Raw genomic sequence first — 21,898 nt, forward strand, 5'->3', positions numbered from 1 at the left:
TTTCGTTGCGGCTTCGCCTTCACTACAAAGCCACGCGTGCTGCGGGCGTTATGTGGCTTGACACTGTTGCGCAACGCGCTACAATAACTCCATGATCAAGTCATTCAAACACAAAGGATTAAGGCGCTTTTACGAGACAGGTAGCGCTCGGGGCATCCAGGCCAAGCATGAGAAGCGTCTTAGAATGCAACTAGCAGCACTGGATACCGCCAAGGAAAGCAATGACTTAGATATTCCTGGCTACAAACTTCACCCTCTTAAAGGTGATAGAAAGGGTGTCTGGGCAATTACCGTTAATGGGAACTGGAGGCTGACGTTTGAATTCTCCGACGGTAATGCCTATGTACTCAATTATGAGGATTACCACTGATGAAAATGTATAACCCCCCTCATCCTGGCGAGTTCATTCTGGCTACCTATATGGAGCCTTTTGGCCTTAGTTGCCGTTATTTGGCAGGACGGCTGGATGTATCGCCGTCTACGTTAAACCGTCTGCTTAAGCAGCAGAGCGGTATTAGCCCGGAGATGGCGCTTCGTCTTTCCAAGGCATTGGGCCGGACGCCTGAAAGCTGGCTGGCGATGCAAGACATGTATGATCTCTGGGTAGCAGGCAAAAGCGTTAAGCTCGACAAGGTGCAAAAAATTGAACTCGACGCCGCATAACCAAGCCATTAAATACGCTCCCTCCGGGCGCCGGACCTCTTTTCACTCGGCCGTTTATGGCGGGCGTTAGGATAATCAAAAAAACGTACCAACGTAGAACCAGAGGTGTGTTGGCTATTACAGAGTAGGTTACTGCCCAGTCGAGGTTTGTTTACGTTTTGGTGTTTTCAACTTCCAGTATTTTTGGGCCCTGTTGCAGTTTACCTATTTAGTAGTGAATTCAATTTTATCGTGTTCGTTAGTCTTAGCGCGTTTAGCTTGAACACGAGATTTCGTTGGTAGCGTATTTAAGGCTTTGCTATTTCAAGCGAAGCACCTGTGGCAGCTTAATATCAATCTATTCGCGCTTGGTAGTATCTGGCTTCTTTATCGAGCAATAAATAGCGAGGTAGTCGAGTACGAGGCAGCGATATCGGAGTAATCCTCTAAAAAATTATTTCTGTTTAAAACCTCCGGTTATCTCAGACATAAAGTGTTAATCCGAGTAAAATTTATTATGACATCACTGATGCTAATGATTTTTTCTTGTCTTGCTTTGCAGATGAAGGTGAGGGTTTGACGCCGTTGGCGATCTCTCTGAAAGAGGTTGTTGGTAGACAGGTTGCCGCTTACAGCAAAGGCGATATTAAGGCTTTCGTCAATACTTTTGCTGCGAACGTAAAGACCTATGGCAAAGGTGATGAGCTTCAAATATCTGGGATCAAAGCTGTAGAGAAGGCTTATGCTGGATACTTTGAGGCGCATCCGGATCTTCACGCAGAAGTAGCTGAAGAAATTATTCAAGGTAATTTTGTTATTTATAAAGAGCTCGTGTCCGACGCTGTTGATGCAAAGAATTTTTTGCGACCGCAGTATATGAAGTTAGGGATAATAAAATTCAGAATATCTGGTTCTTTCAATAACCCGCGTTATAGCAATGCCCTGTGGTAACGTCCTGGGCCTTTTTTGTATTGGCGGTGCTCAGCCCCGTGCTGCCATAATAGTGGTAGCCCTCTCACTCTGAGGCAGGCTATTTAGTAGCTAGTATGAGGTTAGCGGTGGTACCGGACTGCTTAGATGGCGTATATTGGTAGTTTATAGGCGCGAGTGTGTCCGAGCCGTACACGGCCAATTTATCAATATTGAAGGGCTAGAGGGGCTGCTGAATGAAAACCGACTTGCTGGTTGACCTAGCCGATGTAATGGATTTGATGCTAAATGCGGTTTGCGTGGTCGACCGGGATGGAAACTTTGTGTTTGTCAGTGCGGCGTTTGAGCAGATTTTTGGCTACGCCCCCGATGAAGTTGTCGGCAAGTCCATGATTGATTTGGTGCTTCCAGATGATCGTCCTCGGACACTCGGGACAGTCGAGGCCCTGCTAGAGGGGGAGTCGAGCCCTCACTTTGAGAACCGCTGGGTGCGTAAAGACGGCCGAGTGGTACATGTACTGTGGACGGCGCGGTGGTCTGAGAAGTATCAGGCGAGAATCGCCGTGGCCCATGACATTACCGAGCGCAAGCTGATGGAAGATCGGTTGACGCATATGGCGGGGCACGATCAGCTTACCAATTTACCCAACCGGGTCCTATTGCAAGATAGGTTGTTGTCCGGGTTAGCGCACGCGCGGCGTGAGCAAGTGTGTCTGTCTTTGTTGTTTATCGATATGGATGGCTTTAAGCAAGTGAATGACAGTTATGGCCATGCGGTCGGCGATACGCTGCTGCAGAAAATCGCCCAGCGATTGAGCGGTTGTGTGCGGGAGTCGGATACTGTGGGTCGCTTAGGTGGCGATGAGTTTTTGGTGCTGCTTAACGGGATTTCAGAGTGCGAGCATGCTGAGATGATTGCCGAAAAAATTCGCGCTGAACTCGGTAAGCCGTTTGAGGTGGATAGCCTTTTTTTGCAGCTTGCCCCGAGTATTGGGGTGGCCCATTACCCCGCACATGGCAACGATGAGCAGCAGTTAATCCATAGTGCCGATCAAGCCATGTACCGCGCAAAAAAGGCGGGCGGTAATCGGGTGTCGGTATTCTTGCCCGCCACGGTATAGCGAATACCATGCTTACGGCGACTCTGCGTTGGCGTGAGAGTGGCTTAATCACCCTAAATCCCCGTTTTGCTTCTGACCTGCGCCTGCATTAATATGCCCCGTACCCCGGTTGGCGGTGATGCCGCAATACCACTATTTACCCGAGAGAGCCTGATATGTCTGCTAATCCCTTCGCCGCATTAGAGTGCTTAACGCTTGAGAACCCGAACGCCGGCCCAAGCGATGCGTGTGTGATTTGGCTGCACGGTTTGGGAGCCAGTTGTAATGATTTTGCCAACCTGCTGCCACAGCTGAGCTTATCGGCCGGGGCACGTATTCGCTTCGTGTTTCCCCAAGCGCCACAACTGGCGGTAACCGTGAATGGCGGCTACCAAATGCCTGCATGGTACGACCTGCAGAGTTTGGATGTTGATCGAAAATTTAACGCACAGCATTTAGCGCAGGCCAGTGTTGCGATAAATGAATTGATCGAGCAGCAAGTCGCCGCAGGCATTACCAGTGAGCGGATTTTAATGGCGGGGTTTTCTCAAGGTGGGGCGGTTGCCTATGATGTGGCGCTTAACTGTACGCGGCCACTGGCGGGCTTAATGGCACTCTCGACCTATTTTGCTACAAGTGATACCTGTACTTTTTCGGCCGCAAATAAGAGCCTTGCCATATCGATCCAGCACGGTTTACAAGATGAGGTGGTGTTGCCTGAGTTGGCCGTGCGGGCGGAGTCTGTTTTGCAGGCGCAGGGGTATCAGTTTGATTCTCACCGATACCCGATGGCGCACGAGGTATGTGGCGAACAAATTAGCGATATCAGTGCGTTTATTAATCGTTGTTTGCCTGTGCTGGGTTAGCTGCCCCGACTGTGCTTTGCCACATCCGTGTGGACATTTTGCGTTTGCGTCGGGCTGCAATAAAAAGGGGCTATATTGCTATTTTTTGGCTTCTTGGCGAGCGCGGACATTGGCCAATAGCGCTTTTAGCTCGGTCTCGGCCCAGGTAACTGCTTCGGCTTCTGTGTTGAAACCCTCTTGAGTCTTAGAGATAACGGTTTTGCGGGCGCTGGCGCGACGAGTCAGTTCTGCGCGCCATGTGCCGTCAACCTCGGTGATTTGGTAATCAAATTTTTTGCCTGTGGCCATATGTGCTCCTGCACCTAGCGGTGCTGTCTGCGGTATTAAGTGCCTGCATTATGCACGCTTGCTGCGAACAGGCAACCGCTTTTTACGGGCTGAGCGGTTTGCTTATAATACGGCTATTATGCGGTATGGTTGGCCGCTACTGCTTATGAGCGGCGGGTGGCGTCTATGCATACGAGCCCCGTCGTATGGGACTATTAACAGATACTAGAGTGGTATAGTGATGAAGATTTGTGGTGTTGAGCTAACGGCAAACGATGCCGTGGTCTGTCTACTTAGTTTGGAGCAACAACAGTTTATGTTACCAGACTGTCGTGTGCGAAAGTTAAGCCTGCCTAAAGAGCACACTCGTGACGACTTACAAAAGTTTCAAGCGACTTTTGCTAAATTGATGGAAGATTACCAAGTGGACAAAGTCGTTATTCGCGAGCGTATGACGAAAGGCAAGTTTGCCGGAGGGGCGGTGAGCTTTAAGTTAGAAGCGGCCATCCAACTTATGACCGATATTGAGGTTGACACGCTTTCGCCGGCGGCGATCAAACAGGCGATATCGGACAACCCGCTACCGATTCTATTTTCAGAGACCGGACTAAAATCTTTTCAAGAGGCGGCCTTTACCGTGGCTTATGCCTCTCATATGTCGGCATGAATAAAGCGAGTATCGACTATGAATAAAGAGCAACCCAATAACCCTTTGCATGGCATTACTCTAGAGGCGGTGTTAACGCAACTGGTTGAGCGTTACGGCTGGAGCGGACTGGCCGAGAGAATTAATATCAACTGTTTTAAAAGTGACCCGTCTATTAAGTCATCGCTAAAGTTTTTACGTAAGACGCTTTGGGCCAGAGAGAAAGTAGAGGCTTTGTACGTATCGACCTTTTCTGAGGCCTGAACCCTTTTGTCGGTAATGGACGGCTGCGGGTAATCCAGCTGATGAGTTTATTCGTATTGTTTAACGTGATCTATTGGGATGCAGGAGTACGAAAATGAAAATGACGTCAATAGGGTTGCTGGTACTAATGGTTGCGTTAATAGGGTGTGTGGGAAAGCCCGATAGAGTAGAGCCGGTGACCGATTTTAATGTCGAGCAATACCTTGGCCAGTGGTACGAGATTGCCCGATTGGACCACAGTTTTGAAGAGGGCCTAACGCAGGTAACAGCAAGCTACAGTCTTAATGACGATGGCAGCGTTAAAGTGATCAATCGGGGGTTTGAGGCGGAAAAAGGCGAGTGGGACGAAGCGGAAGGTAAGGCGAAGTTTGTTGCCGACCAAAACACAGCGTTTTTAAAAGTTTCGTTTTTTGGCCCGTTTTACGGCTCTTATATTGTGTTTGAGCTAGACGATGATTACCAATACGCGTTTGTCTCTGGCCCAGATACCGGTTATTTATGGTTGCTATCGCGCCAACCCACGGTATCGGAAGATATTATTCAGCTATTTGAGCGCCGCGCTAAAGCGCTAGGTTTTGCGACAGATGATTTGATTTATGTCGATCAGGCGCCAAATAAATAACCCCACGTGAGTGTTAGCGAGATAAAAACCCCCGGCCAAGTGGCCGGGGGTTTTTGGTTTTTCGGCCGGCTGTACCGCGTCGTTATGATGTGTATTTTAGATGGTACCTGAGGTTTTTTGCCGGCAGCGTTTCTTGGCGGGCCTTGATGCCTAAGCGAGATGTGTACTGATTTGCTATGCTGTATTAGTAAGAGTGGTTTTTTGCTGGTATCACCGACAATCTAATAACAATGAATGGTGTAAGAATGACGAAGTTCAGTATACGACAAGAGGTTCCTGATGATATAGGCGCCATTTATTCGCTGCTGGAAGCCGCATTTTGCGATATTGCTTACTCGGATCAAACCGAGGCCGAAATTGTGATGGCACTGCGCGACGCTGGAGCCTTAACGGTATCTCTTGTGGCCGAAATTCAGGGCAATATTGTGGGTTATATTGCCGTTTCACCCGTTACCTTTAGTGGCGGTGGCCAATACTGGTATGGTCTGGGTCCAGTGGCAGTCGCCCCGGTGTATCAGGGGCGCGGCGTCGGCTCGCGGCTTATTGAGGGTGCGTTAGAGAATTTGCAGCACCAGGATGCCGAGGGGTGTGTGGTATTGGGCGAGCCGAATTTTTACGGGCGGTTTGGGTTTCAGTCGTTGCCTCAGTTGAGCTTTCCCGGAGTTACCGGGGAATACTTTCAGGCGCTGCCGTTCACAAAAACTCTACCTGCGGGTGAGGTTCAGTATCATCCAGCGTTTGCCCTTGCTAATGCCTGATGGCGGTACTGCCGCGGCGTGGTGTTAAACCAGCGTTTAAAGGCGCGATTAAAATTGGCCTGGTCGGCGTACCCTAATAAATAGCTTATTTCACTTAACGCCAGCTGCGATTGCGGTAAATAATCCCGCGCCAGCTGTTGTCTAACGCGCTCTAATAAATCATTAAAGGTAGTGCCTTTGGCCTGTAACTTGCGTTGCAGGCTGCGGCTGCTCATTGCCAGATCTTGGGCAATTATCGCGGCACTAATATTTCCGCTAGGCAAGTGTTTTAGCATCCGTTCAGCGACGCGCGCGGGTAAGTTGTCGAGCACCAGACGGTTGAGGTTTTCCAGCGCGACTTGTTCGTTTAATAGTGCAAGTTGCGCATTGGCACCGGGAAGGCGGATATGGGCCTGTTGCGCGTCAAGTGCGATGGTCGAGTGCAGTGCACCGGGTTGTATTGGGCAGCCGAAAAACTGGCCGATCGCATTAGCTGGGTCGTGATAGCGGTGTTTTAGGTGAATAGCAACCGGGCTAAAGCTAGGCCCCAATAAGGCGCGACACATGGTGACGACGGCCGCTACCGCTGCAAGGTTGGCCGATCGCTGCGGCGTTAAATCGGCATCAAAGCTAAGCAAGTAAAGGTTTTGGCGCTGTTCGATAGTCACCTGCAAGCCGTTGCTTATTAAGCGCGCGTAACGCACCAGGCGCCCCAGGGCATCGTGCAGTGTATCACTGGCAAGCCAAGCAAAGCCCAGGGCATTAAACGTCGTGCTGTGCCAGAGCTGCCCCGCTTGTAAGCCCAGTAAATCATTGCCGTTCGCTTGCTCGGATAGGCGCCACAACTGGTGCATTTGATCGGTGGGGTAACGGGCGTTGCCATCTCCGAGTAGCGCCGGGTTGAGCCCCGCTTGGGCAAACACAGAGCGCGGCTCGATGCCTTCGTCCTGTAGGGTCTCCCACAATAGTTGGGCCCAGCTGGTCAGTGTGGAGTAGCGCATGAAAGGCTCCTTGGCTATTGGATAATTGTACGGCAGTAGCCCCTGCGCCGGAAGTGGCGCCCAAAGCTAAACGATTGGCGGGTGTGGCAAAAAAATCATGGCCTAAAACTCTTAATCTGGATTGACCAGCAAGGAGAGAACATTATGAGCCACGATATTAATTATTTTCAGCACACCCTAAATGAGCCATTTGTTTGTTTTGGGCGAGGTTTGCATACAGGTTTAGCGGTGGTGATGAGAGTTTTACCCGCCGAGCCAAACACCGGACTGACGTTTGTGCGCCGGGATTTACCGATGGGTGAAAATGCAATTCGGGCGATTTGGTTTAACGTGCGGGACACCCAGTTAAGCACGACATTAGGGAATCGCTTTGGCGCCAGCGTGAGCACCGTTGAACATGTGTTGGCAGCGTTAAAGGCTCACGGAATCGATAATGCCCGGCTCGTATTAAACGCGCCAGAGGTGCCGATACTGGAGGGAAGCGCGCGCACTTTTTCAGATCTAATTTTAAGTTCTGGTCGCCGGGTGCAGTCAGCAAGGCGCCGGGTGATTGTGGTGCGCAAACCTGTCGAGGTGAAAGAGGGTGATAAACTCGTCCGGTTGTTACCCTCGCCCGAGGCCACGGCAGATGTCGAAATTGATTTTCCGTCGGCGGCGATTGGCCGGCAACGTTTGAAGGGTATTGCGTTAGATGAGGCAACTTTTATTGCGAGCTTACGCGATGCCCGAACCTTTGCCGTTCAGCGCGATGTAGAGAAGATAATGGCCGAGGGGTTAGCGCAGGGCGCATCTTTGACAAACGCGATACTGGTTGACGATGACAAGGTTATTAATCCAGAGGGATTGCACTACAAAGATGAATTTGTGCGCCATAAAGTATTGGACTTATACGGCGATTTGGCGCTGGCCGGTGCGCAGATTATTGGACACTTTAAAGGTAAAAAAATTGGCCACGGGCTCAACGCTCGGTTGGTGGCCAAGCTGCTGAGTGATACGAATAATTTTACCTTTACCGACCGCGAATTTGCCGAGACTTATTGGGCTACTATCAACTACCGCAATAGCGCGTGATGACTCGCGCTACTGATTGGGTGCCACGGTTAGCTCTACCGTGGCGCCGGTTAGTGCCGCGCTGTAAGCCGGCTCGCTATTGATGCGGCCCGAGGCTAAGCCCCGATCGGTTAAGTAGGTGGTGATGGCCTGCGCGCGAACATTGGCAAGCCTCTCCATATCGTCACTGGAGATCTTAATATTTGCCGCCATTTCTTTAAATAACTTCTCGGCAAGTAATACCCGAGCGCGCTCTTTAGTGATCGATTGCTCTTGCATTATGGCATCAAGCTGATCAGTGAACTGATTGTCGGTTTGTTGCCGATAGTAATCCTCTATGGCCTGTAACATTGTGTCGTTGTCTAAAAGAGCCTCAAGGTCATAATCCATAGCGGCTAAGGTGGCGATATTTGTATCGGCCTCGGGGTCGTTTAGCAGTGCGGCCAAGTGTCGCCTTTGAATGGCCGGACGCTCTTCTAGTTTACCGGCGTTACCGCGTATAACCAGATTAAGGTTGGTCTTTTTGTTTAGTGCTTTGATGAGCTGTTGCAGCTTATCTTGGTTGTCGCTATTTAACTGGCCCGAGCCGGCCGCGAAGGTTATCGCTCCTAGATCGTCATCGCTATCGACCAAAGAACCCAGCAACGTAAATGGCGAGGCGGCGGCTTTTACCAATATATTGACAAAGGCTTTAGCAATAAGCCCTGGAACATTAAAGCTAGGGTCGGTGGTGTCGCCACTGATGTCTAAATCTAAATCGATATTGCCTTGCAAGTCGCGCAGTAGCGCCAGCCCTAATTTTATGGGTGCGTTAATGGCTTTATCGCTGTCGACCGACGAGCCCAGATTAAAGGACTTTGCCAGAATATTATTCTCACCGTTTAGCTTGTTGCCGTCGATTTTATAATTGAAGTTGTAACTCAGTTTACCGTCATCGACTTGGTAGCCAATGTAAGTTCCGGTGTAGCTCGACATAGGCGCCAGCTCTAGGTTTTTTAAGCTGCCTTTAACATCAACACCTAGGTGCTCGGGGTTAAGCCCTAGTTGGCCATTTAACTGGAACGGGGCGTGTTGGTTAAATAAGGCGCTCACGGCAATGCTCGATGGGTTTGTGGCGGCCGTGCTTAACTCAGAAAGCTCGACCGACAACTCATTAATGGACGAGACAAAATCTGGGTTTTGGAGGCGGTCGGTAAAGTTAACTTTGCCCTGTTCGAGGGTAAATTTGTTCAGCGAAAATGTGGGTGAATGCTTCTGTGTGTTAGCGGCAGATTCAGTCGCTTCGGTTTCCGGCGTTTTAGGTGCTTGTTGGCTGGCGTTGTTCGCCGCAGCGTTTGTGTCTTCTGAACTTTTGGCGAGCAAGTCCCAGTTGGCGGGCGTGTCTCTTATCAGCGTTACCTCGGGTTTTTGTATGTTGATAGCGTCTATCTGGGTGTTAAGGCTGGGCACATTGAGTTGGACGCGACTGACGTCGACGTTATCGATGCTGAGTAATTCGCCCTCTGTGGCGCTGTTTATTAAGGTGAACGCTTGCATCTGGGCATTGGTTTGCAGGTCGATGTTTAGCTCGGGCTTTAACGTCAATTTAAGTGTGCTGTCGCTGGCAAGTGTGCCTTGGGTAATCGCCGCTTGTAAGTGGGGGTCGAGGTAGGGGTTAAAAACGCTTAATTGCAGCGGGCCGTGCTTGATGCCCAGGTCTAGTTTTAATGGTACGGGTATCAGCTCACCCGTCATTGATAGATTGGTGTTTTGGTTGATTACGGCGCTGGCGGTAAGGTCTGCCGTGTGTGCTTCGGTTAGATGCAGCGGCGTCGCGTGAATGTCGATATCACTGAGTTGCCAGCTGACCGCCGGAGTTACGTGTTGGTCGCTAAAGTTCATGGTGCTGTCTGCCAACACAAAATCGTTAACGACAATGGACCATTGATCTTTCGGTGTGGACTCATCTGGCGCGTTGGCTTTTTGGTTGCTATCGGTACCGGTTTTTACTAAAAGCGATTCATAACGAAACTGACCGTCTTTAGTCTGCCACTGGTTTAATAGCATGCCGCGATACTCTAGTGCCTCGATGCTTAGGCTGCGGGCCAGTAAATCGAGCTCAATGCCGCTGGCGCCGAGTTTCTCGGCGCGCAGCATAGGAGGATCTTGTACGTCGTCGTCAAGGGCGAGATCGGTCAGCGTTAGCGAGCCTTGCTTGAGGTTGATGGTGGTGCCATCGTTTGCGCTGTTGTGGGCAATATGTATTTGCGCGCTGGCAGCCAGTGCGCCATTGGTTAAATCAGCGTTAATTTTATTGCGTAAAAAATCGGCAAATGCCGTTAGGTTTAAACGCTCGGCTTGCAAGTCGATGTCAAATAACAGTGGCTGTAGTCGATACTCGCCGGTCAGGGATAATTGCCCGCCATTGGCAAGCGCGGCACTGACTTTAAAGGGGTTTAACAGTTCGTCGCCTGTGGCTATGTACAAATCGTTAAACGTAAGCGATAGATTGGCGATATTGAGGTCGGCGTTTACATCACCGCTGCTGTCGCGGTAACGCGCGTCACCCTTATCGATGGTGATTAGGGCGATGGTAAACGCAAAACTTGATGAGTCGTCGGTTGTGGGAGCAGGCTCGCTTTTGGCTCGCTCGTTTAATCGCGCGATAATAGGGTCAAAATTAAAGCCCTTTTCATTTTGGTGAATATAACTATCGGGTTTGGTAAGTTCGACTTCCTCGATAACTAAATGGCGGTTCCACAGGGTTGCCCAAAAGCCCGCATTAATGCGCAATTGCTGCCAACTTAGCAGCGGGTGCTCGGGCTCGTCGGCAATGGCAAAACCCACACTTTTTAGCTCAAAGGTAAAGGGGTTATACGAGAACGACTCGGCGCTTACGCTGCGCCCGAGCATCTGCGTGCCTTGGGTTTCAGCCAGTGACTTAAGCTTGCCGGGCAGGTAAAAATACCCGAGCAACACATACAGAAAATACAACACGACCAAGACAATAAGCAAAGTCTTAGTGCTTAAGCGCAGCCAGCGCCGACGTTGTATGGCATCCATGGCAAAAACCTCAGTAACAGCGGTGGCCGCCATAGCGGCCGGAATAATAAGTGTAGCGTGGTTGGCCGGTTAGTCGACCGCCCCTATCGCGTCGGGAACAATTCTTTACGGAGTAAACTCCGCCGGTAGTATGCTCTAAAGGCCCCACTGTACTATAGTTTGCCGCTTGCGATTGTTAAACCCACCCTTTTATGAAGCAGCCCTATGAGTAATTCAGGCGCAACCACTGCGGTGACCGGCTCGCTTTGGCGCCGCGTGTTACTGCTGGCACTGCCGGTGGCGGTGCAAATGCTGCTGCAGTCTTTTTTAGGTATGGCCGACGTCATAATGGTCGGCGGGCTAGGCGCCGAGGCGGTCGCGGCAGTGGGCTTGGCCGCCAAGCTGCACTTTTTGATGCTGGTTACCATGATGGGGGTTGCCACTGCCTGCGCCATTTTAGTGGCGCAGTACTGCGGCGCTGGTAATCGCGTGCAAGGCCAGCGCACCTTGGCGATGGCGCTGGTGGTTGGCACGGTGTTTATGCTGCCGTTTACCTTGGCGTTTGCTTTGGGTGGTGTTTGGCTACCGCTGATTAACCCCGATGTCGCCGTGGTACAACTGGCGGTGACTTTTTTGCTGATTAGCGCACCGGTATTGCTACTGACTCAGTGGATTACCGTTTATGAGGCGGCCTTGCGGGCGCTGGGTAATACCACGGTGCCTTTGATTATGGGCGCGCTGGCGGTGGCGCTGAATATCGGCCTTAATTATGTGCTTATTTTTGGCCACTTTGGGTTTCCTGCCCTTGGGGTTGCCGGCGCGGCCTGGGGCACGTTGCTATCGCGGCTGGTGCAACTTGGCGCCACCCTGGCATGGCTTTATGGGGTAAAACACGATTTTGCGCTGCGCGCTATGGATTTTATCCGGGCGCTGGCGTGGGCGCCTCTTAAACGCTTTTTATGGTTTGCCTTGCCGCTGCTTATTAATCACGTGATCTGGGCGGTGGGTAACGCCGCCTATCATGTAGTCTCGGGGTTTGCCGGCACTGATGCATTGGCGGTAATGGGGGTTATGGTTCCCATCGAGAGTAGTTTTTTTGCGCTGTTTGTCGGTTTGGCCAATGCCGCAGCGGTACTGGTGGGGCAAACCTTAGGTCGCGGTGATATGCCGGGCGCTTGGCAGCTCTATCGGTTTTTTAATCGCTTAACACTGGTGCTGGTGTTTAGTTTTGCCGGCGGTTTGTGGTTGGCCAAGCCCTGGGTGTTGGCTGTGTTTGCTCATGTCGATGCGCAAACCACGGCGCTGCTTGAGCAGACCCTTGCGGTGTTTTGTTTGGGTGTGTGGGTCAAAGTCTTAAATATGCTGCGCATTTTAGGTATTTTGCGCGCCGGCGGTGACACCCACTATTGCTTGGTGGTAGATGTGATTGTGATGTGGGTGTTTGGCGTGCCTATATACTTGGCGGCGGTGTTCTGGACGGATTACTCGTTTGTGGTGCTGTACGCGCTTACCTATATCGAAGATGCTTTAAAGTGGCTGCCCATCCGCTGGCGAGTGGGGCGGGGTATTTGGGTCAAAAACCTCACCCACTCTTAACGGTTGTTTTTACAGTTTGTAACATTGTGTTGTGCCCGACCTGCTAAAGTGTGCCCAGCAAAATTGATGACACGGACTGTTTTTAATGGCAACGCTCACTCGCTACACACTTACCTGCTGCTTGCTCTTGGCAAGCCTTGGACTTTTGTTGTTTGCCAACAATAGCTCTCGCTTGGTGGTACACAACCTGCAGCTAGAGCAACAGGGCCGCACCTCAGACATCGCCGAGTTGCCCTTAAAACAAAATTTGATTGGCGAGTATCAGGTAAGCGCCGATATTAATCCAGGCAACCATACTAGGTTATCCCTACGCGTTATCCCCGACGATGAACTGCTGGCCCTAAGCGTTAATGGCGCTCCGGTTTCGCTGAGTGGTTTTAACCGGCAGGCGCTGCGCGACTACAACAAAGGCGTGGTGATCGCGCTGCCCCAGCTAACCCCCAATAGCCTTAACTATGTGCGTTTTACGTTGCGTAACCAAAGCAATCCCGCCGGCTTTGACTTGCGCGCGGGGGCGCCGGTGACGGCCACGCAAATAGCGCTCGCGCTGCTGGCGTTTGCCTTGTTGCTCTGGGCGCTGGCGCGGCATATGCCTGTGTCGCGGGCGCAAGGGTTATTGCTAGTGGGGAGTTTGGCCGCATCGGTGGCATATTTGAGTGTGACCGACTCTTACACTCGCACCTTTGATGTCTACGAGGGCGGCGGCCATCGCGATTATATTCACTACCTTGTTGATCATCACCGTTTGCCGCTGGCCTCCGAGGGGTGGGAGTACCACCAGCCGCCGCTGTACTACGCGATTGCCGCCCTGGCGAAAAGTGCTCTAGTCGATACCGAGATTGCGGATGACCGCTGGGCGCAGTGGTTGGCCCTATGGTTGTGGGTGGTGTTTTTATGGGCGTCACTGGCGGTGTTGCGTGTGGCTTTTCGCGCGCATCGCTGGGCGTTGTGGTTGGCCAGTTTTACCGTGTGTTTTTGGCCGTCGGGGATTGTGCACAGTATTCGTATTGGTAACGATGTGCCGCTGTACGCGTTTTACGCGCTGGGGTTTTATTTTACCTTGCGCTGGTGGCGCACCGGCGCCACTAAGCTGTTGGTGTGGGCGGCTTTTTGGGCGGCAGCTGCGTTGTTAGCTAAATCGAACGCGCTGGCCCTGTGGGCGGTATTGGGTTGTTTGTGGTGGGCGCGCACGCTGCATTCAGGGCGCAATCCATTGGCGCGGCTCTACCTTCGGCGGCGCAGTGTGGCATCGCTGGGTATTTTGGCGTTATTTTTTACCGTAGCGGTGGCGCTAAATTTGGGCGATAACATTTGGTATTACCTTAAGGGCGAGTCGTCCGACTGGTTGCTCTCTAATGTCAGTACGACGATTCACAGTGGCCTTAAAGTGGGCAACGAGCCCGCCAATTATTTGGTGTTTGATCTGGCGACCTTTTTACAGCAGCCGTTTATCAGCACTTGGGATGATCATTACGGACGGCAATACTTTTGGAACTTTGTGTTTCGCTCGAGCTTATCGTCAGAGTTTTTTTACTCGGGTAATCCATTGCAGTGGTGGGGCATAGTAAGCGGTGTGTTGTTATTGCTGATGTTGGTTGGCCAGTTTTATTTTACCGCGGTAAGCAATGCGGTATTGAATAACGGCCAGCGGCTGCGCTGTGTGTACCGGGCGTTGCCGTGGCTGCTGGCGATTGTGTTTCCGCTGTTATTACTGCTCGCGTATCGCATTAAAGTCCCGCTGTCGTGCAATACCGATTTTAGGTATATCTATATGGTTCTAGTGCCACTGGTGTATTGGTCGGCACTGGCGTTTAAACGCCGTCGCGCTGGGCTTGCCGCATTATTGGCTGCCAGTGGGCCAGCTATTGGCGTGTTGAGTTTGGTGTGGCTTTTGTTGTTGCTCAGTCAAGGGTAAGAGTATCGGTGGTTAGTATCTCGCGGCTTAACTCGGCAATACTGCTGCAGCCGGTCAGCGCCATGGCTACGCGAACCTCGCGCTCGTAAATGGCGATAATATCGCGCACGCCAGCACCGCCCCGGGCGGCTAGGCCGTAAACCCAAGGGCGGCCGATAATCACGCCGTTGGCCCCCAGGGCTAAGGCGCGGACGATATCCAACCCCGAGCGCACACCGGAGTCCAATAAAACTTCTAGCTCGCCGGCAACTGCATCGACGATCCGCGGCAGGGCGACGATACTCGAGAGTGCACCGTCTAGCTGGCGCCCGCCGTGATTACTCACGACAATGCCGTCGGCACCGAGCTGGGCCGCCTCGCGGGCATCCTCCGGATCGAGAATACCTTTGATTACCAGCTTGCCCTGCCAGTGCTGGCGAATGGTTTCTAAGCTTTTCCAGGTGACGCTGGCGTCGAAGTTCTCGCCCAGCCAGCGCCAAAACTCGTCGATGCCGGCTTTGTCGCCCAACACCGAGGCGACATTACCCAGAGAGAGTGGTTGCCCCATGAGGCCGACATCCATTGCCCAGCGCGGGCGCGCCAATACCTGACACACGCGGGCCAGCTGTCGTTGCCAGGCGCTGCCGCCCGATAACCCCGAGCGAATATCGCGGTAACGGGTGGCGGGCACGGGCATGTCGACGGTAAACACTAGGGTGCGACAGCCAGCGGCCCAGGCGCGCTCGAGGGTGGCTTGCAAAAAGCCGCGATCGCGCATCATGTAGAGTTGAAACCAAAAACCCGCTTGGGTGCCGGCGCTAACTTCCTCGATGGAGCAGGCCGATACGGTCGACAGGCAAAAAGGTACACCGGCTTGCTCGGCCGCACGGGCGGCTTGCACCTCGCCCCGGCGCGCGTTAAAGCCGGCAATGCCCACTGGCCCCAGCGCTAGGGGCAAACTGACTGGCTGGCCCAATAGGGTGCTCGCGGTGCTAACGCAGCTTACATCGCGCAGTACCCGCTGGCGCAATGCCAGTTGCTGAAAGTCGCGGTTGTTGCGCGTCAGGGTAGTTTCACTAAAGGCACCGCCGTCGATGTATTCAAATAAAAAATGGGGTAGGCGCTTTTTGGCAAGTAGGCGGTAATCACTGACGCTGGCCGGTATCATGGGCGGTGCCTGTAAAGTGGTTAACAAGGTATTATTATGGGGTGTTAGTTGCAGCCAATAAGTGTAACACCCTACGAGCGATATATTTTAAATATAAATTATATTTTACATGTAAAGCCTGTCGTGGTATACAAAGCACCATAACAATTGCCAGCGTGGTGGCTTAAGGGCCGGTTCGTATCCAGGAGAAGCAATGCCTTATAACAATAATCGGGCACATCGTGTAGGTGGCTTAGCGCTGTGGTTACCGTTGTTTCTGATCGTCAGCCTGTTCTTTATGTGGGGCGTGGCAAATAACCTTAACGATATTCTGATCACCCAATTTAAAAAAGCGTTTGTGTTAAGCGACTTGCAGTCGGGCTTGGTGCAGTCGGCGTTTTACTTTGGTTATTTTGTGTTTGCGATTCCCGCTGCGCTCGCCATGAAGCGCTTTGGTTACAAGGCGGCGGTGATTGTTGGGTTACTGTTATACGGCGCTGGGGCATTGCTGTTTTACCCGGCGGCACAAGCGCACGAGTATCTGTTTTTTTTGGCGGCGCTGTTTATTATCGCCAGTGGTTTGGCGTTTTTAGAAACCTCGGCCAACCCTTTAATTGTCGCGATGGGCGACCCAAATACCGCCGAGCGCCGCCTTAATTTTGCCCAATCGTTTAACTCTCTTGGCACCATTTCGGGCGTATTGGTTGGCCGCGAGTTTATTTTGTCGGGTATCGAGCACAGCCCCGATGAGCTCGCGGCGCTATCGGCCGCGCAGCAAACCGCGTTTTATACCACTGAGGTGCAAGCGGTGCAGGGCCCCTATTTGGTCATTGCCGCCGTGGTGATTGCCTGGGCGTTGTTGGTGGCTTGGGTGAAGTTTCCGGCGACGGCCAAAGATTGCGACGATACCGAGCCGGTATTGCGCAAGCGAGACTTTTGCGCGCTGCTTAAGCGGCCCTACTACCGCGCGGCGGTGACGGCGCAGTTTTTTTACGTCGGGGCGCAGGTGTGCATTTGGAGTTTTATGATCCGCTATGGCCAAGAGGCGATGCCCGACACGGGGGAGAAAGCTCTGGCGACTTACCTGAGTTTTTCCCTGGTGGCGTTTATGGTGGGCCGCTTTGTCTCGACTTGGCTGATGGGCTATATCAAGCCCGCGCGGCTGATGCTGATTTACGCTGTGGTCAATATTGGCCTGTGTGCGCTGGCGATGTTTAGCGCAAATCAAGCCGGGTTAATCGCCTTGGCGGCCACGAGCTTTTTTATGTCGCTGATGTTTCCCACCATTTTTGCCTTGGGTATTAAAGGCTTGGGTGCCGAGGCCAAAGCTGGCTCATCGCTGCTGATTATGGCCATTATTGGCGGGGCGATTCTTACCGCCGTGATGGGGCTGGTGTCTGACATTAGCAGCATTCACACGGCGGTGTTGGTGCCATTGATTTGCTTTGTGGTGATCGCCTTATTCGCCCGCACCAGCGAGCGACAAAGCTGGCCACAGCAAGAGGCTTAACGCGGTGGAGATTATCGATGCCCACCAGCACCTGTGGCAGTTGGCCCGGCTCGAATGCCAGTGGCCTACGCCAGATTTAACGCCTATTTACCGCGACTTTAGCGCGGCCGATTTTAACGCTGTTAGTGGCCCCGTGGGGGTGAGCGGCTCGGTATTGGTGCAGTCGCAGCCGTGTGCGGCCGACACCGAGTATTTACTACAACAGGCAGAGGTTAACGCTGGCGTTGGCGCCGTCGTCGGCTGGGCCGATTTAGCCGCGCCCGAGTCGCCCCGTTGTATCGCGCAGCTTGCCCTACACCGCAAACTGCGCGGTTTGCGGCCCATGTTGCAGTGCATTGCCGAGCCGGATTGGATCATCCAGCCGGCGCAAGCGCCGGGGCTGGAGGCAATGATTACCGCGCGCCTGAGTTTAGATGCCCTGATTAGCTCGCGCCATCTGGGGGCCATTCGCCAGCTGGCAGCGCGTTACCCCGAGCTAAATATTATTATCGATCACGGCGCCAAGCCTAATATTGCTGAGGGCCAATGGGGCGACTGGTACGAGCCGCTGGCCGCGCTGGCGGCGCAAGCCAATGTTAGCTGCAAGTTGTCGGGCTTGATTACCGAGGCGGCCACGTCAGCCGAGCTGACACAAACCGGTCGTTACATCGAGGCGCTGTGGCGGCTATTTGGCCCCGACCGGCTGCTGTGGGGCAGCGATTGGCCGGTGCTAAATTTGCAAAGCGATTACCCCAGTTGGCTGACGTTTTGCCGGCAATGGTTAAACGCTAACGCCCCGGAGGCTGAGGCGGCGGTGCTGGCAGGCAACGCCAAGCGGCTATACCGGATACAATAACCACTGCACTGGTATTTGCCGGATAATTCGGCGATATTGAGGCGCAGCCCCACTGAACTAGACCGCAGTGAGGCTGAATAAAAGCGCACTATAGAGCGACGCATGTGATTATCGCTAGCAGTCGCCGCCCCAGACCCAGACAGGTTAATCTACCAACAAGAGACTAGTTGAGCACACAAAATGACTGACAAAGCACAAGATGTGGCCGGTGACGCTGACAACCGTAAATACAAAGCGCCCGCGCTTGAAAAAGGCCTGGATATTCTAGAGCTGCTGGCCGCCAGCGGTAATCCGCTAACCACCTCGCAAATGGCCACTCAGCTAGGTCGCTCGGTGAGCGAGCTGTTTCGCATGGTGTTGGCGCTGGAGTATCGCGGTTATATTGTCGCCTCTGACGATGGCCGCGACGGTTATACCCTGAGCAATAAGCTATTTACCTTAGGCATTGCCCGCGCACCCAGCAAAACCCTATTGGAAGTGGCCCTGCCGGTCATGAGCGAGCTGACCCGTCAAATCGGTCAGTCTTGTCATGTAGCGGTGGTTTCGGGCGATCAAGTGGTGGTGATTGGTCGTATCGAAAGCCCAGGCGATTTAGGCTTTTCAGTGCGGGTAGGTTATCGCCGGCCGCTAATTCAGGCGACGTCAGGGCGCCCCCTGTTTGGCTTTCAGTCACCCGAGACCCGCGCTTTAATGCTCGATAAACTAGAGGGGTTTGACGCGGCCAGTATCGAGGCTTTTGTGCGACAGGCCGATGAGACCGTAGAGCGCGGTTACGTTAGCGATGCCAGCGATTTTGTAGCGGGGGTGACCGATTTATCGGCCCCGGTACTGGGCTCGCGGGGGGCATTGGCTGCTATTACTGTGCCTTACGTTAAAACGAAGCCGCAGGTTTGTACGTTAGAGCAAGCGCTGGAGCATTTGCGCGCGGCGGCCGAAAAAATCTCTCGTCAAATGTCGGAATACAGTTAGTAGCACCGCTCTGACGGGTACCAAAAACGGGCAAATACCTTGTGGTATTTGCCCGTTTTTTTATGGTGGAGTAACCGGTTCGTCTTGCTCATCAAAGTGTTTTTATTTATGATTCAATTTTTAATTATAAAAAAGGATGGCTGTGACTGCGAGCTTATCTGACAGGCCTACTCGGCTAATTGGCAGCGATGTGTATTTGCCGCCATTTGGTTTTGGCGCCGCACCGCTGGGCAATTTGTACCGCGCGGTGGCGGATACGCAAGTGCAAGGCGCTCTGGCGGCGGCGCAACAGGCGGGCTTTAGCTATTTTGATACCGCGCCACATTACGGCTTTGGTTTAAGCGAGAGCCGTTTGGGGCCAGCTTTACGTGCAGATGCCGTGGTGTCCAGCAAGGTAGGGCGCTTACTGGTGCCAATTAGCGCCGCCGAGCGTGCCGAGGTTCGCCAGGGCTTTGCCGACACACCCGATTTAAAGCCGGTATTTGATTACACCTATGAGGCAGTGATGGCCTCTTTTGCCAGCTCTTGCGAGCGTTTGCGGCGCGAGCGAATTGATATCGTCTACGCCCATGATTTAGGGGCACTAACCCACGGCCCTGACGATGATTTTTACTGGCAGCAGTTTGTCGAGGGTGGCTATCGCGCTTTGCAAACGTTAAAAGCGGCGGGCCGGATTGGCGCCATTGGCCTAGGCGTCAACGAAACCGCTGTTTGCGAGCGGGCGCTTAACGAGTTAACGCTAGATGTGTTGTTACTCGCAGGGCGCTACACCTTGCTGGAGCAAAGTGCGGCGCCGTTATTAGATAAATGCGCGGCGGCCGGCGTATCGGTCGTTGTGGGTGGCCCCTTTAATTCGGGCATTTTAGCCCGCGGTGTGATGGGCGAGGGGCCGCACTATTACAACTACGAGCCCGCGCCCGAAAGTGTTGTCGCGCGGGTGCGGGCCATCGAGGCGGTATGCGCCGAATTTGCAGTGCCCTTAAGTGCGGCGGCGCTGCAGTTTCCGGCGGCCCATCCGCAAGTGGTGTCGGTGATTGCCGGCCTTGCCAGTGCCGCCGAGGTGGCAAGCGCTAAGCGTTGGTTAGCTCACGCTATTCCGGCGGCCTTTTGGCAGCGCTTGCGCGAGCGGGGTTTACTTGACCCGGATGTGCCGCTGCCCGCCACCGGGTGCTAATGCTTATTGTGAGTCACAAAATTTATGGGTAATCGCTATTTATGAGTAACGCCTCCGGCCAGCTACAGCTGCTGCTATTGCACCCGGCGGATAACGTCTTGGTCAGTGTGCAAAGCCTGCGCGCTGGCACCGAGGTTGACGCCGAAGGGGTGCGCTATCAGATAGTCGAGCCCATAGCGGTCGGTCACAAAATTGCGCGGCTTGATATGCCCGCAGGCGAGAAAATACGGCGTTACGGTGCCCCGATAGGCTCGTTATCGCGTTCGGTAAAAGCGGGTGAGTGGGTGCATATGCACAACTTGCAAAGCGATTATCTGGCCAGCCATACGCGCCAGAGCGGTTCTGGCAACAGCTCAAACAGGAGCCCAAACGGTGAGTGAATCCCAACCCGCCCTGCACGGTTTTATGCGCAGCGATGGCCGCAAAGGTATTCGCAACGTGGTGGTAGTCGCTTATTTAGTCGAGTGCGCACACCACGTCAGCCGCCGAATTAGCAGCCACTTTGACGATTTAGATGTGCACCTTATCGGGTTTCCCGGTTGTTATCCCAACGAATACGCTGGCGCTATGATGCGCGCTGTGTGTACCCACCCCAACGTTGGTGCTGTGTTACTGGTCTCGCTGGGGTGCGAAAGCATGGATCGCGATGCGCTGCGCGCGGCCGTGGCCGCCAGTGGTCGGCCGGTGGAGCTGCTGGTGATTCAAGAGCGCGGCGGTACCCGGGCGAGTATTGCTAACGGCATTGCGTTGGTTGACGGTATGCGCCGGCAGCTGGCCGCACAGCAGCCGGTACCAATGGCGCTGAGTGAATTGGTTGTCGGCACGATTTGCGGCGGTAGCGACGGCACCAGCGGTATCACCGCTAACCCGGCCGTGGGGCGGTGTTTTGATAAGTTAGTAGAGCGAGACGTCGCCTGCGTATTTGAAGAAACCGGCGAGCTAATTGGCTGTGAAAATATTATGGCCGAGCGCGCCGTTAACCCTGAACTTGGCGGTTTGATTCAAGCATGTGTGGCAAAAGCCGAGCGCTACTATCGCACTATGGGTTTTGGCAGTTTTGCTCCCGGTAACGCCGATGGCGGGCTAACCACCCTTGAAGAAAAATCCATGGGTGCCTATTCCAAATCGGGCTCGTCGCCCATTAGCGGTTTAATAAAGCCCGGCGATGTACCGCCCAGCGGCGGTTTATATTTGTTGGATGTGGTGCCCGATGGCGAGCCGCGTTTTGGTTTTCCCAATATCGCCGACAACGCCGAGATTGTTGAAATGATCGCCTGCGGTTGTCATTTGACACTGTTTACCACCGGCCGTGGTTCGGTCGTGGGTTCGGCCATTTCACCGGTGCTAAAAATTTGCGCCAACCCCGAAACTTACCAGCGCTTGGCCGATGACATGGACATTAACGCCGGTCGTATTCTTACCGGCGAGGCCAGTCTGGATGAAGTGGGCGATGACATTTACCGCGCCGTGCTGGCGGTCGCCGGCGGTGAGCGCAGCGTATCGGAGGCGCTTGGCCACCAAGAATTTATCCTTACCTACAAATCGTTTGAGCCTATTGGCCCCGGCTGCTTGCCCGTACGGCACGTCAGTTAAGGGCCAACTTTCTCACCGCAACGGCTGATAAAAC

22 protein-coding genes are annotated in these 21,898 nt (G+C 53.2%); 18 read left to right on the forward strand and 4 right to left on the reverse strand.

Annotated features, from left to right (window positions below; genetic code table 11):
* Positions 1 to 91 precede the first annotated feature (91 nt).
* The 5 genes from AACY82_RS13300 (at position 92) to AACY82_RS13320 (ending at position 3,538) form a co-directional block, all read left to right on the forward strand.
* Positions 92 to 370 carry a type II toxin-antitoxin system RelE/ParE family toxin gene (locus AACY82_RS13300; protein WP_339617324.1) on the forward strand — a complete coding sequence of 93 codons (279 nt, stop codon included), beginning with the start codon at positions 92 to 94 and terminating at the stop codon, positions 368 to 370.
* Positions 370 to 663: a HigA family addiction module antitoxin gene (locus AACY82_RS13305; protein WP_339617325.1), complete on the forward strand. Its 294-nt coding sequence runs from the start codon at positions 370 to 372 to the stop codon at positions 661 to 663. Before AACY82_RS13300 ends, AACY82_RS13305 begins: the two co-directional genes overlap by 1 nt.
* 525 nt (positions 664 to 1,188) lie before the next feature.
* On the forward strand, positions 1,189 to 1,593 hold the full coding sequence (locus AACY82_RS13310) for a nuclear transport factor 2 family protein (RefSeq protein ID WP_339617326.1): 405 nt from the start codon (positions 1,189 to 1,191) through the stop codon (positions 1,591 to 1,593).
* Between the two features lie 215 nt (positions 1,594 to 1,808).
* The gene (locus AACY82_RS13315) at positions 1,809 to 2,693 is read left to right on the forward strand and encodes a diguanylate cyclase (protein WP_339617327.1); all 885 of its coding nucleotides are present in this window, start codon (positions 1,809 to 1,811) and stop codon (positions 2,691 to 2,693) included.
* 155 nt (positions 2,694 to 2,848) lie between these two features.
* Positions 2,849 to 3,538, forward strand: a complete 690-nt coding sequence (locus AACY82_RS13320; protein ID WP_339617328.1) for a carboxylesterase — start codon at positions 2,849 to 2,851, stop codon at positions 3,536 to 3,538.
* A gap of 78 nt (positions 3,539 to 3,616) precedes the next feature.
* Here the strand turns inward: AACY82_RS13320 and AACY82_RS13325 are convergent, their stop codons facing one another.
* Entirely contained in the window at positions 3,617 to 3,826 is a 210-nt protein-coding gene (locus AACY82_RS13325) for a DUF3622 domain-containing protein (protein ID WP_339617329.1), read from the reverse strand.
* A gap of 220 nt (positions 3,827 to 4,046) precedes the next feature.
* Between AACY82_RS13325 and AACY82_RS13330 the strand changes: the two genes are divergently transcribed.
* The 4 genes from AACY82_RS13330 (at position 4,047) to AACY82_RS13345 (ending at position 6,095) form a co-directional block, all read left to right on the forward strand.
* The gene (locus AACY82_RS13330; RefSeq protein WP_339617330.1) at positions 4,047 to 4,472 is read left to right on the forward strand and encodes a DUF3010 family protein; all 426 of its coding nucleotides are present in this window, start codon (positions 4,047 to 4,049) and stop codon (positions 4,470 to 4,472) included.
* Positions 4,473 to 4,490: 18 nt separating this feature from the next.
* A complete protein-coding gene (locus AACY82_RS13335) occupies positions 4,491 to 4,715 on the forward strand; it encodes a VF530 family protein (protein ID WP_339617331.1) in 225 nt (74 codons plus the stop codon).
* A gap of 94 nt (positions 4,716 to 4,809) precedes the next feature.
* A complete protein-coding gene (locus tag AACY82_RS13340) occupies positions 4,810 to 5,337 on the forward strand; it encodes a lipocalin family protein (protein WP_339617332.1) in 528 nt (175 codons plus the stop codon).
* 245 nt (positions 5,338 to 5,582) lie between these two features.
* Complete coding sequence (locus AACY82_RS13345) at positions 5,583 to 6,095, forward strand: N-acetyltransferase (protein WP_339617333.1); 513 nt, start codon at positions 5,583 to 5,585, stop codon at positions 6,093 to 6,095.
* On the opposite strand, the gene AACY82_RS13350 is transcribed toward AACY82_RS13345, so the two are convergent.
* The gene (locus AACY82_RS13350) at positions 6,065 to 7,075 is read right to left on the reverse strand and encodes an AraC family transcriptional regulator (protein ID WP_339617334.1); all 1,011 of its coding nucleotides are present in this window, start codon (positions 7,073 to 7,075) and stop codon (positions 6,065 to 6,067) included. The two genes, AACY82_RS13345 and AACY82_RS13350, sit on opposite strands and share 31 nt — an antisense overlap.
* Before the next feature lie 144 nt (positions 7,076 to 7,219).
* On the opposite strand from AACY82_RS13350, the gene lpxC reads away from it, so the two are divergent.
* The gene (gene lpxC / locus AACY82_RS13355; protein ID WP_339617335.1) at positions 7,220 to 8,146 is read left to right on the forward strand and encodes a UDP-3-O-acyl-N-acetylglucosamine deacetylase; all 927 of its coding nucleotides are present in this window, start codon (positions 7,220 to 7,222) and stop codon (positions 8,144 to 8,146) included.
* A gap of 9 nt (positions 8,147 to 8,155) precedes the next feature.
* Here the strand turns inward: lpxC and AACY82_RS13360 are convergent, their stop codons facing one another.
* A complete protein-coding gene (locus tag AACY82_RS13360) occupies positions 8,156 to 11,167 on the reverse strand; it encodes a DUF748 domain-containing protein (RefSeq protein WP_339617336.1) in 3,012 nt (1,003 codons plus the stop codon).
* Between the two features lie 204 nt (positions 11,168 to 11,371).
* Here AACY82_RS13360 and AACY82_RS13365 point away from each other — a divergent pair, with 204 nt between their 5' ends.
* Both AACY82_RS13365 and AACY82_RS13370 read left to right on the forward strand, forming a co-directional pair.
* Positions 11,372 to 12,742: an MATE family efflux transporter gene (locus tag AACY82_RS13365; RefSeq protein ID WP_339617337.1), complete on the forward strand. Its 1,371-nt coding sequence runs from the start codon at positions 11,372 to 11,374 to the stop codon at positions 12,740 to 12,742.
* 85 nt (positions 12,743 to 12,827) lie between these two features.
* Positions 12,828 to 14,657 (forward strand): hypothetical protein, encoded by a 1,830-nt coding sequence (locus AACY82_RS13370; RefSeq protein ID WP_339617338.1) that lies wholly within the window; start codon positions 12,828 to 12,830, stop codon positions 14,655 to 14,657.
* On the opposite strand, the gene AACY82_RS13375 is transcribed toward AACY82_RS13370, so the two are convergent.
* Positions 14,644 to 15,804: an L-lactate dehydrogenase gene (locus tag AACY82_RS13375; protein WP_339617339.1), complete on the reverse strand. Its 1,161-nt coding sequence runs from the start codon at positions 15,802 to 15,804 to the stop codon at positions 14,644 to 14,646. The genes AACY82_RS13370 and AACY82_RS13375 overlap by 14 nt on opposite strands.
* A gap of 193 nt (positions 15,805 to 15,997) precedes the next feature.
* Between AACY82_RS13375 and fucP the strand changes: the two genes are divergently transcribed.
* The 6 genes from fucP to AACY82_RS13405 all read left to right on the forward strand — a co-directional run bounded on the left by fucP (position 15,998) and on the right by AACY82_RS13405 (position 21,864).
* Positions 15,998 to 17,293, forward strand: a complete 1,296-nt coding sequence (gene fucP / locus AACY82_RS13380; RefSeq protein WP_339617340.1) for an L-fucose:H+ symporter permease — start codon at positions 15,998 to 16,000, stop codon at positions 17,291 to 17,293.
* 4 nt (positions 17,294 to 17,297) lie between these two features.
* Positions 17,298 to 18,128: an amidohydrolase family protein gene (locus AACY82_RS13385; RefSeq protein ID WP_339617341.1), complete on the forward strand. Its 831-nt coding sequence runs from the start codon at positions 17,298 to 17,300 to the stop codon at positions 18,126 to 18,128.
* 180 nt (positions 18,129 to 18,308) lie between these two features.
* A complete protein-coding gene (locus tag AACY82_RS13390) occupies positions 18,309 to 19,097 on the forward strand; it encodes an IclR family transcriptional regulator (protein WP_339617342.1) in 789 nt (262 codons plus the stop codon).
* 136 nt (positions 19,098 to 19,233) lie between these two features.
* Positions 19,234 to 20,271, forward strand: a complete 1,038-nt coding sequence (locus tag AACY82_RS13395) for an aldo/keto reductase (protein ID WP_339617343.1) — start codon at positions 19,234 to 19,236, stop codon at positions 20,269 to 20,271.
* A 41-nt stretch (positions 20,272 to 20,312) separates the two neighbouring features.
* Entirely contained in the window at positions 20,313 to 20,651 is a 339-nt protein-coding gene (locus AACY82_RS13400; protein WP_339617344.1) for a UxaA family hydrolase, read from the forward strand.
* Positions 20,644 to 21,864, forward strand: a complete 1,221-nt coding sequence (locus AACY82_RS13405) for a UxaA family hydrolase (RefSeq protein ID WP_339617345.1) — start codon at positions 20,644 to 20,646, stop codon at positions 21,862 to 21,864. Before AACY82_RS13400 ends, AACY82_RS13405 begins: the two co-directional genes overlap by 8 nt.
* Positions 21,865 to 21,898: the final 34 nt, after the last annotated feature.

The organism is uncultured Gilvimarinus sp. (assembly GCF_963972205.1).
GTDB lineage: Bacteria > Pseudomonadota > Gammaproteobacteria > Pseudomonadales > Cellvibrionaceae > Gilvimarinus > Gilvimarinus japonicus.

Excerpts from the sequence above, each read along its gene's own strand:
- AACY82_RS13390 (WP_339617342.1), top strand. The coding sequence starts at position 18,309 with ATGACTGACAAAGCACAAGATGTGGCCGGTGACGCTGACAACCGTAAA.
- lpxC (WP_339617335.1), top strand. The coding sequence starts at position 7,220 with ATGAGCCACGATATTAATTATTTTCAGCACACCCTAAATGAGCCATTT.
- AACY82_RS13370 (WP_339617338.1), top strand. The coding sequence starts at position 12,828 with ATGGCAACGCTCACTCGCTACACACTTACCTGCTGCTTGCTCTTGGCA.
- AACY82_RS13400 (WP_339617344.1), top strand. The coding sequence starts at position 20,313 with ATGAGTAACGCCTCCGGCCAGCTACAGCTGCTGCTATTGCACCCGGCG.
- AACY82_RS13305 (WP_339617325.1), top strand. The coding sequence starts at position 370 with ATGAAAATGTATAACCCCCCTCATCCTGGCGAGTTCATTCTGGCTACC.
- AACY82_RS13330 (WP_339617330.1), top strand. The coding sequence starts at position 4,047 with ATGAAGATTTGTGGTGTTGAGCTAACGGCAAACGATGCCGTGGTCTGT.
- AACY82_RS13315 (WP_339617327.1), top strand. The coding sequence starts at position 1,809 with ATGAAAACCGACTTGCTGGTTGACCTAGCCGATGTAATGGATTTGATG.
- AACY82_RS13340 (WP_339617332.1), top strand. The coding sequence starts at position 4,810 with ATGAAAATGACGTCAATAGGGTTGCTGGTACTAATGGTTGCGTTAATA.
- AACY82_RS13365 (WP_339617337.1), top strand. The coding sequence starts at position 11,372 with ATGAGTAATTCAGGCGCAACCACTGCGGTGACCGGCTCGCTTTGGCGC.
- AACY82_RS13335 (WP_339617331.1), top strand. The coding sequence starts at position 4,491 with ATGAATAAAGAGCAACCCAATAACCCTTTGCATGGCATTACTCTAGAG.
- AACY82_RS13395 (WP_339617343.1), top strand. The coding sequence starts at position 19,234 with ATGGCTGTGACTGCGAGCTTATCTGACAGGCCTACTCGGCTAATTGGC.
- AACY82_RS13320 (WP_339617328.1), top strand. The coding sequence starts at position 2,849 with ATGTCTGCTAATCCCTTCGCCGCATTAGAGTGCTTAACGCTTGAGAAC.
- AACY82_RS13375 (WP_339617339.1), bottom strand. The coding sequence starts at position 15,804 with ATGATACCGGCCAGCGTCAGTGATTACCGCCTACTTGCCAAAAAGCGC.
- AACY82_RS13300 (WP_339617324.1), top strand. The coding sequence starts at position 92 with ATGATCAAGTCATTCAAACACAAAGGATTAAGGCGCTTTTACGAGACA.
- AACY82_RS13325 (WP_339617329.1), bottom strand. The coding sequence starts at position 3,826 with ATGGCCACAGGCAAAAAATTTGATTACCAAATCACCGAGGTTGACGGC.
- AACY82_RS13350 (WP_339617334.1), bottom strand. The coding sequence starts at position 7,075 with ATGCGCTACTCCACACTGACCAGCTGGGCCCAACTATTGTGGGAGACC.
- AACY82_RS13360 (WP_339617336.1), bottom strand. The coding sequence starts at position 11,167 with ATGGATGCCATACAACGTCGGCGCTGGCTGCGCTTAAGCACTAAGACT.
- AACY82_RS13345 (WP_339617333.1), top strand. The coding sequence starts at position 5,583 with ATGACGAAGTTCAGTATACGACAAGAGGTTCCTGATGATATAGGCGCC.
- fucP (WP_339617340.1), top strand. The coding sequence starts at position 15,998 with ATGCCTTATAACAATAATCGGGCACATCGTGTAGGTGGCTTAGCGCTG.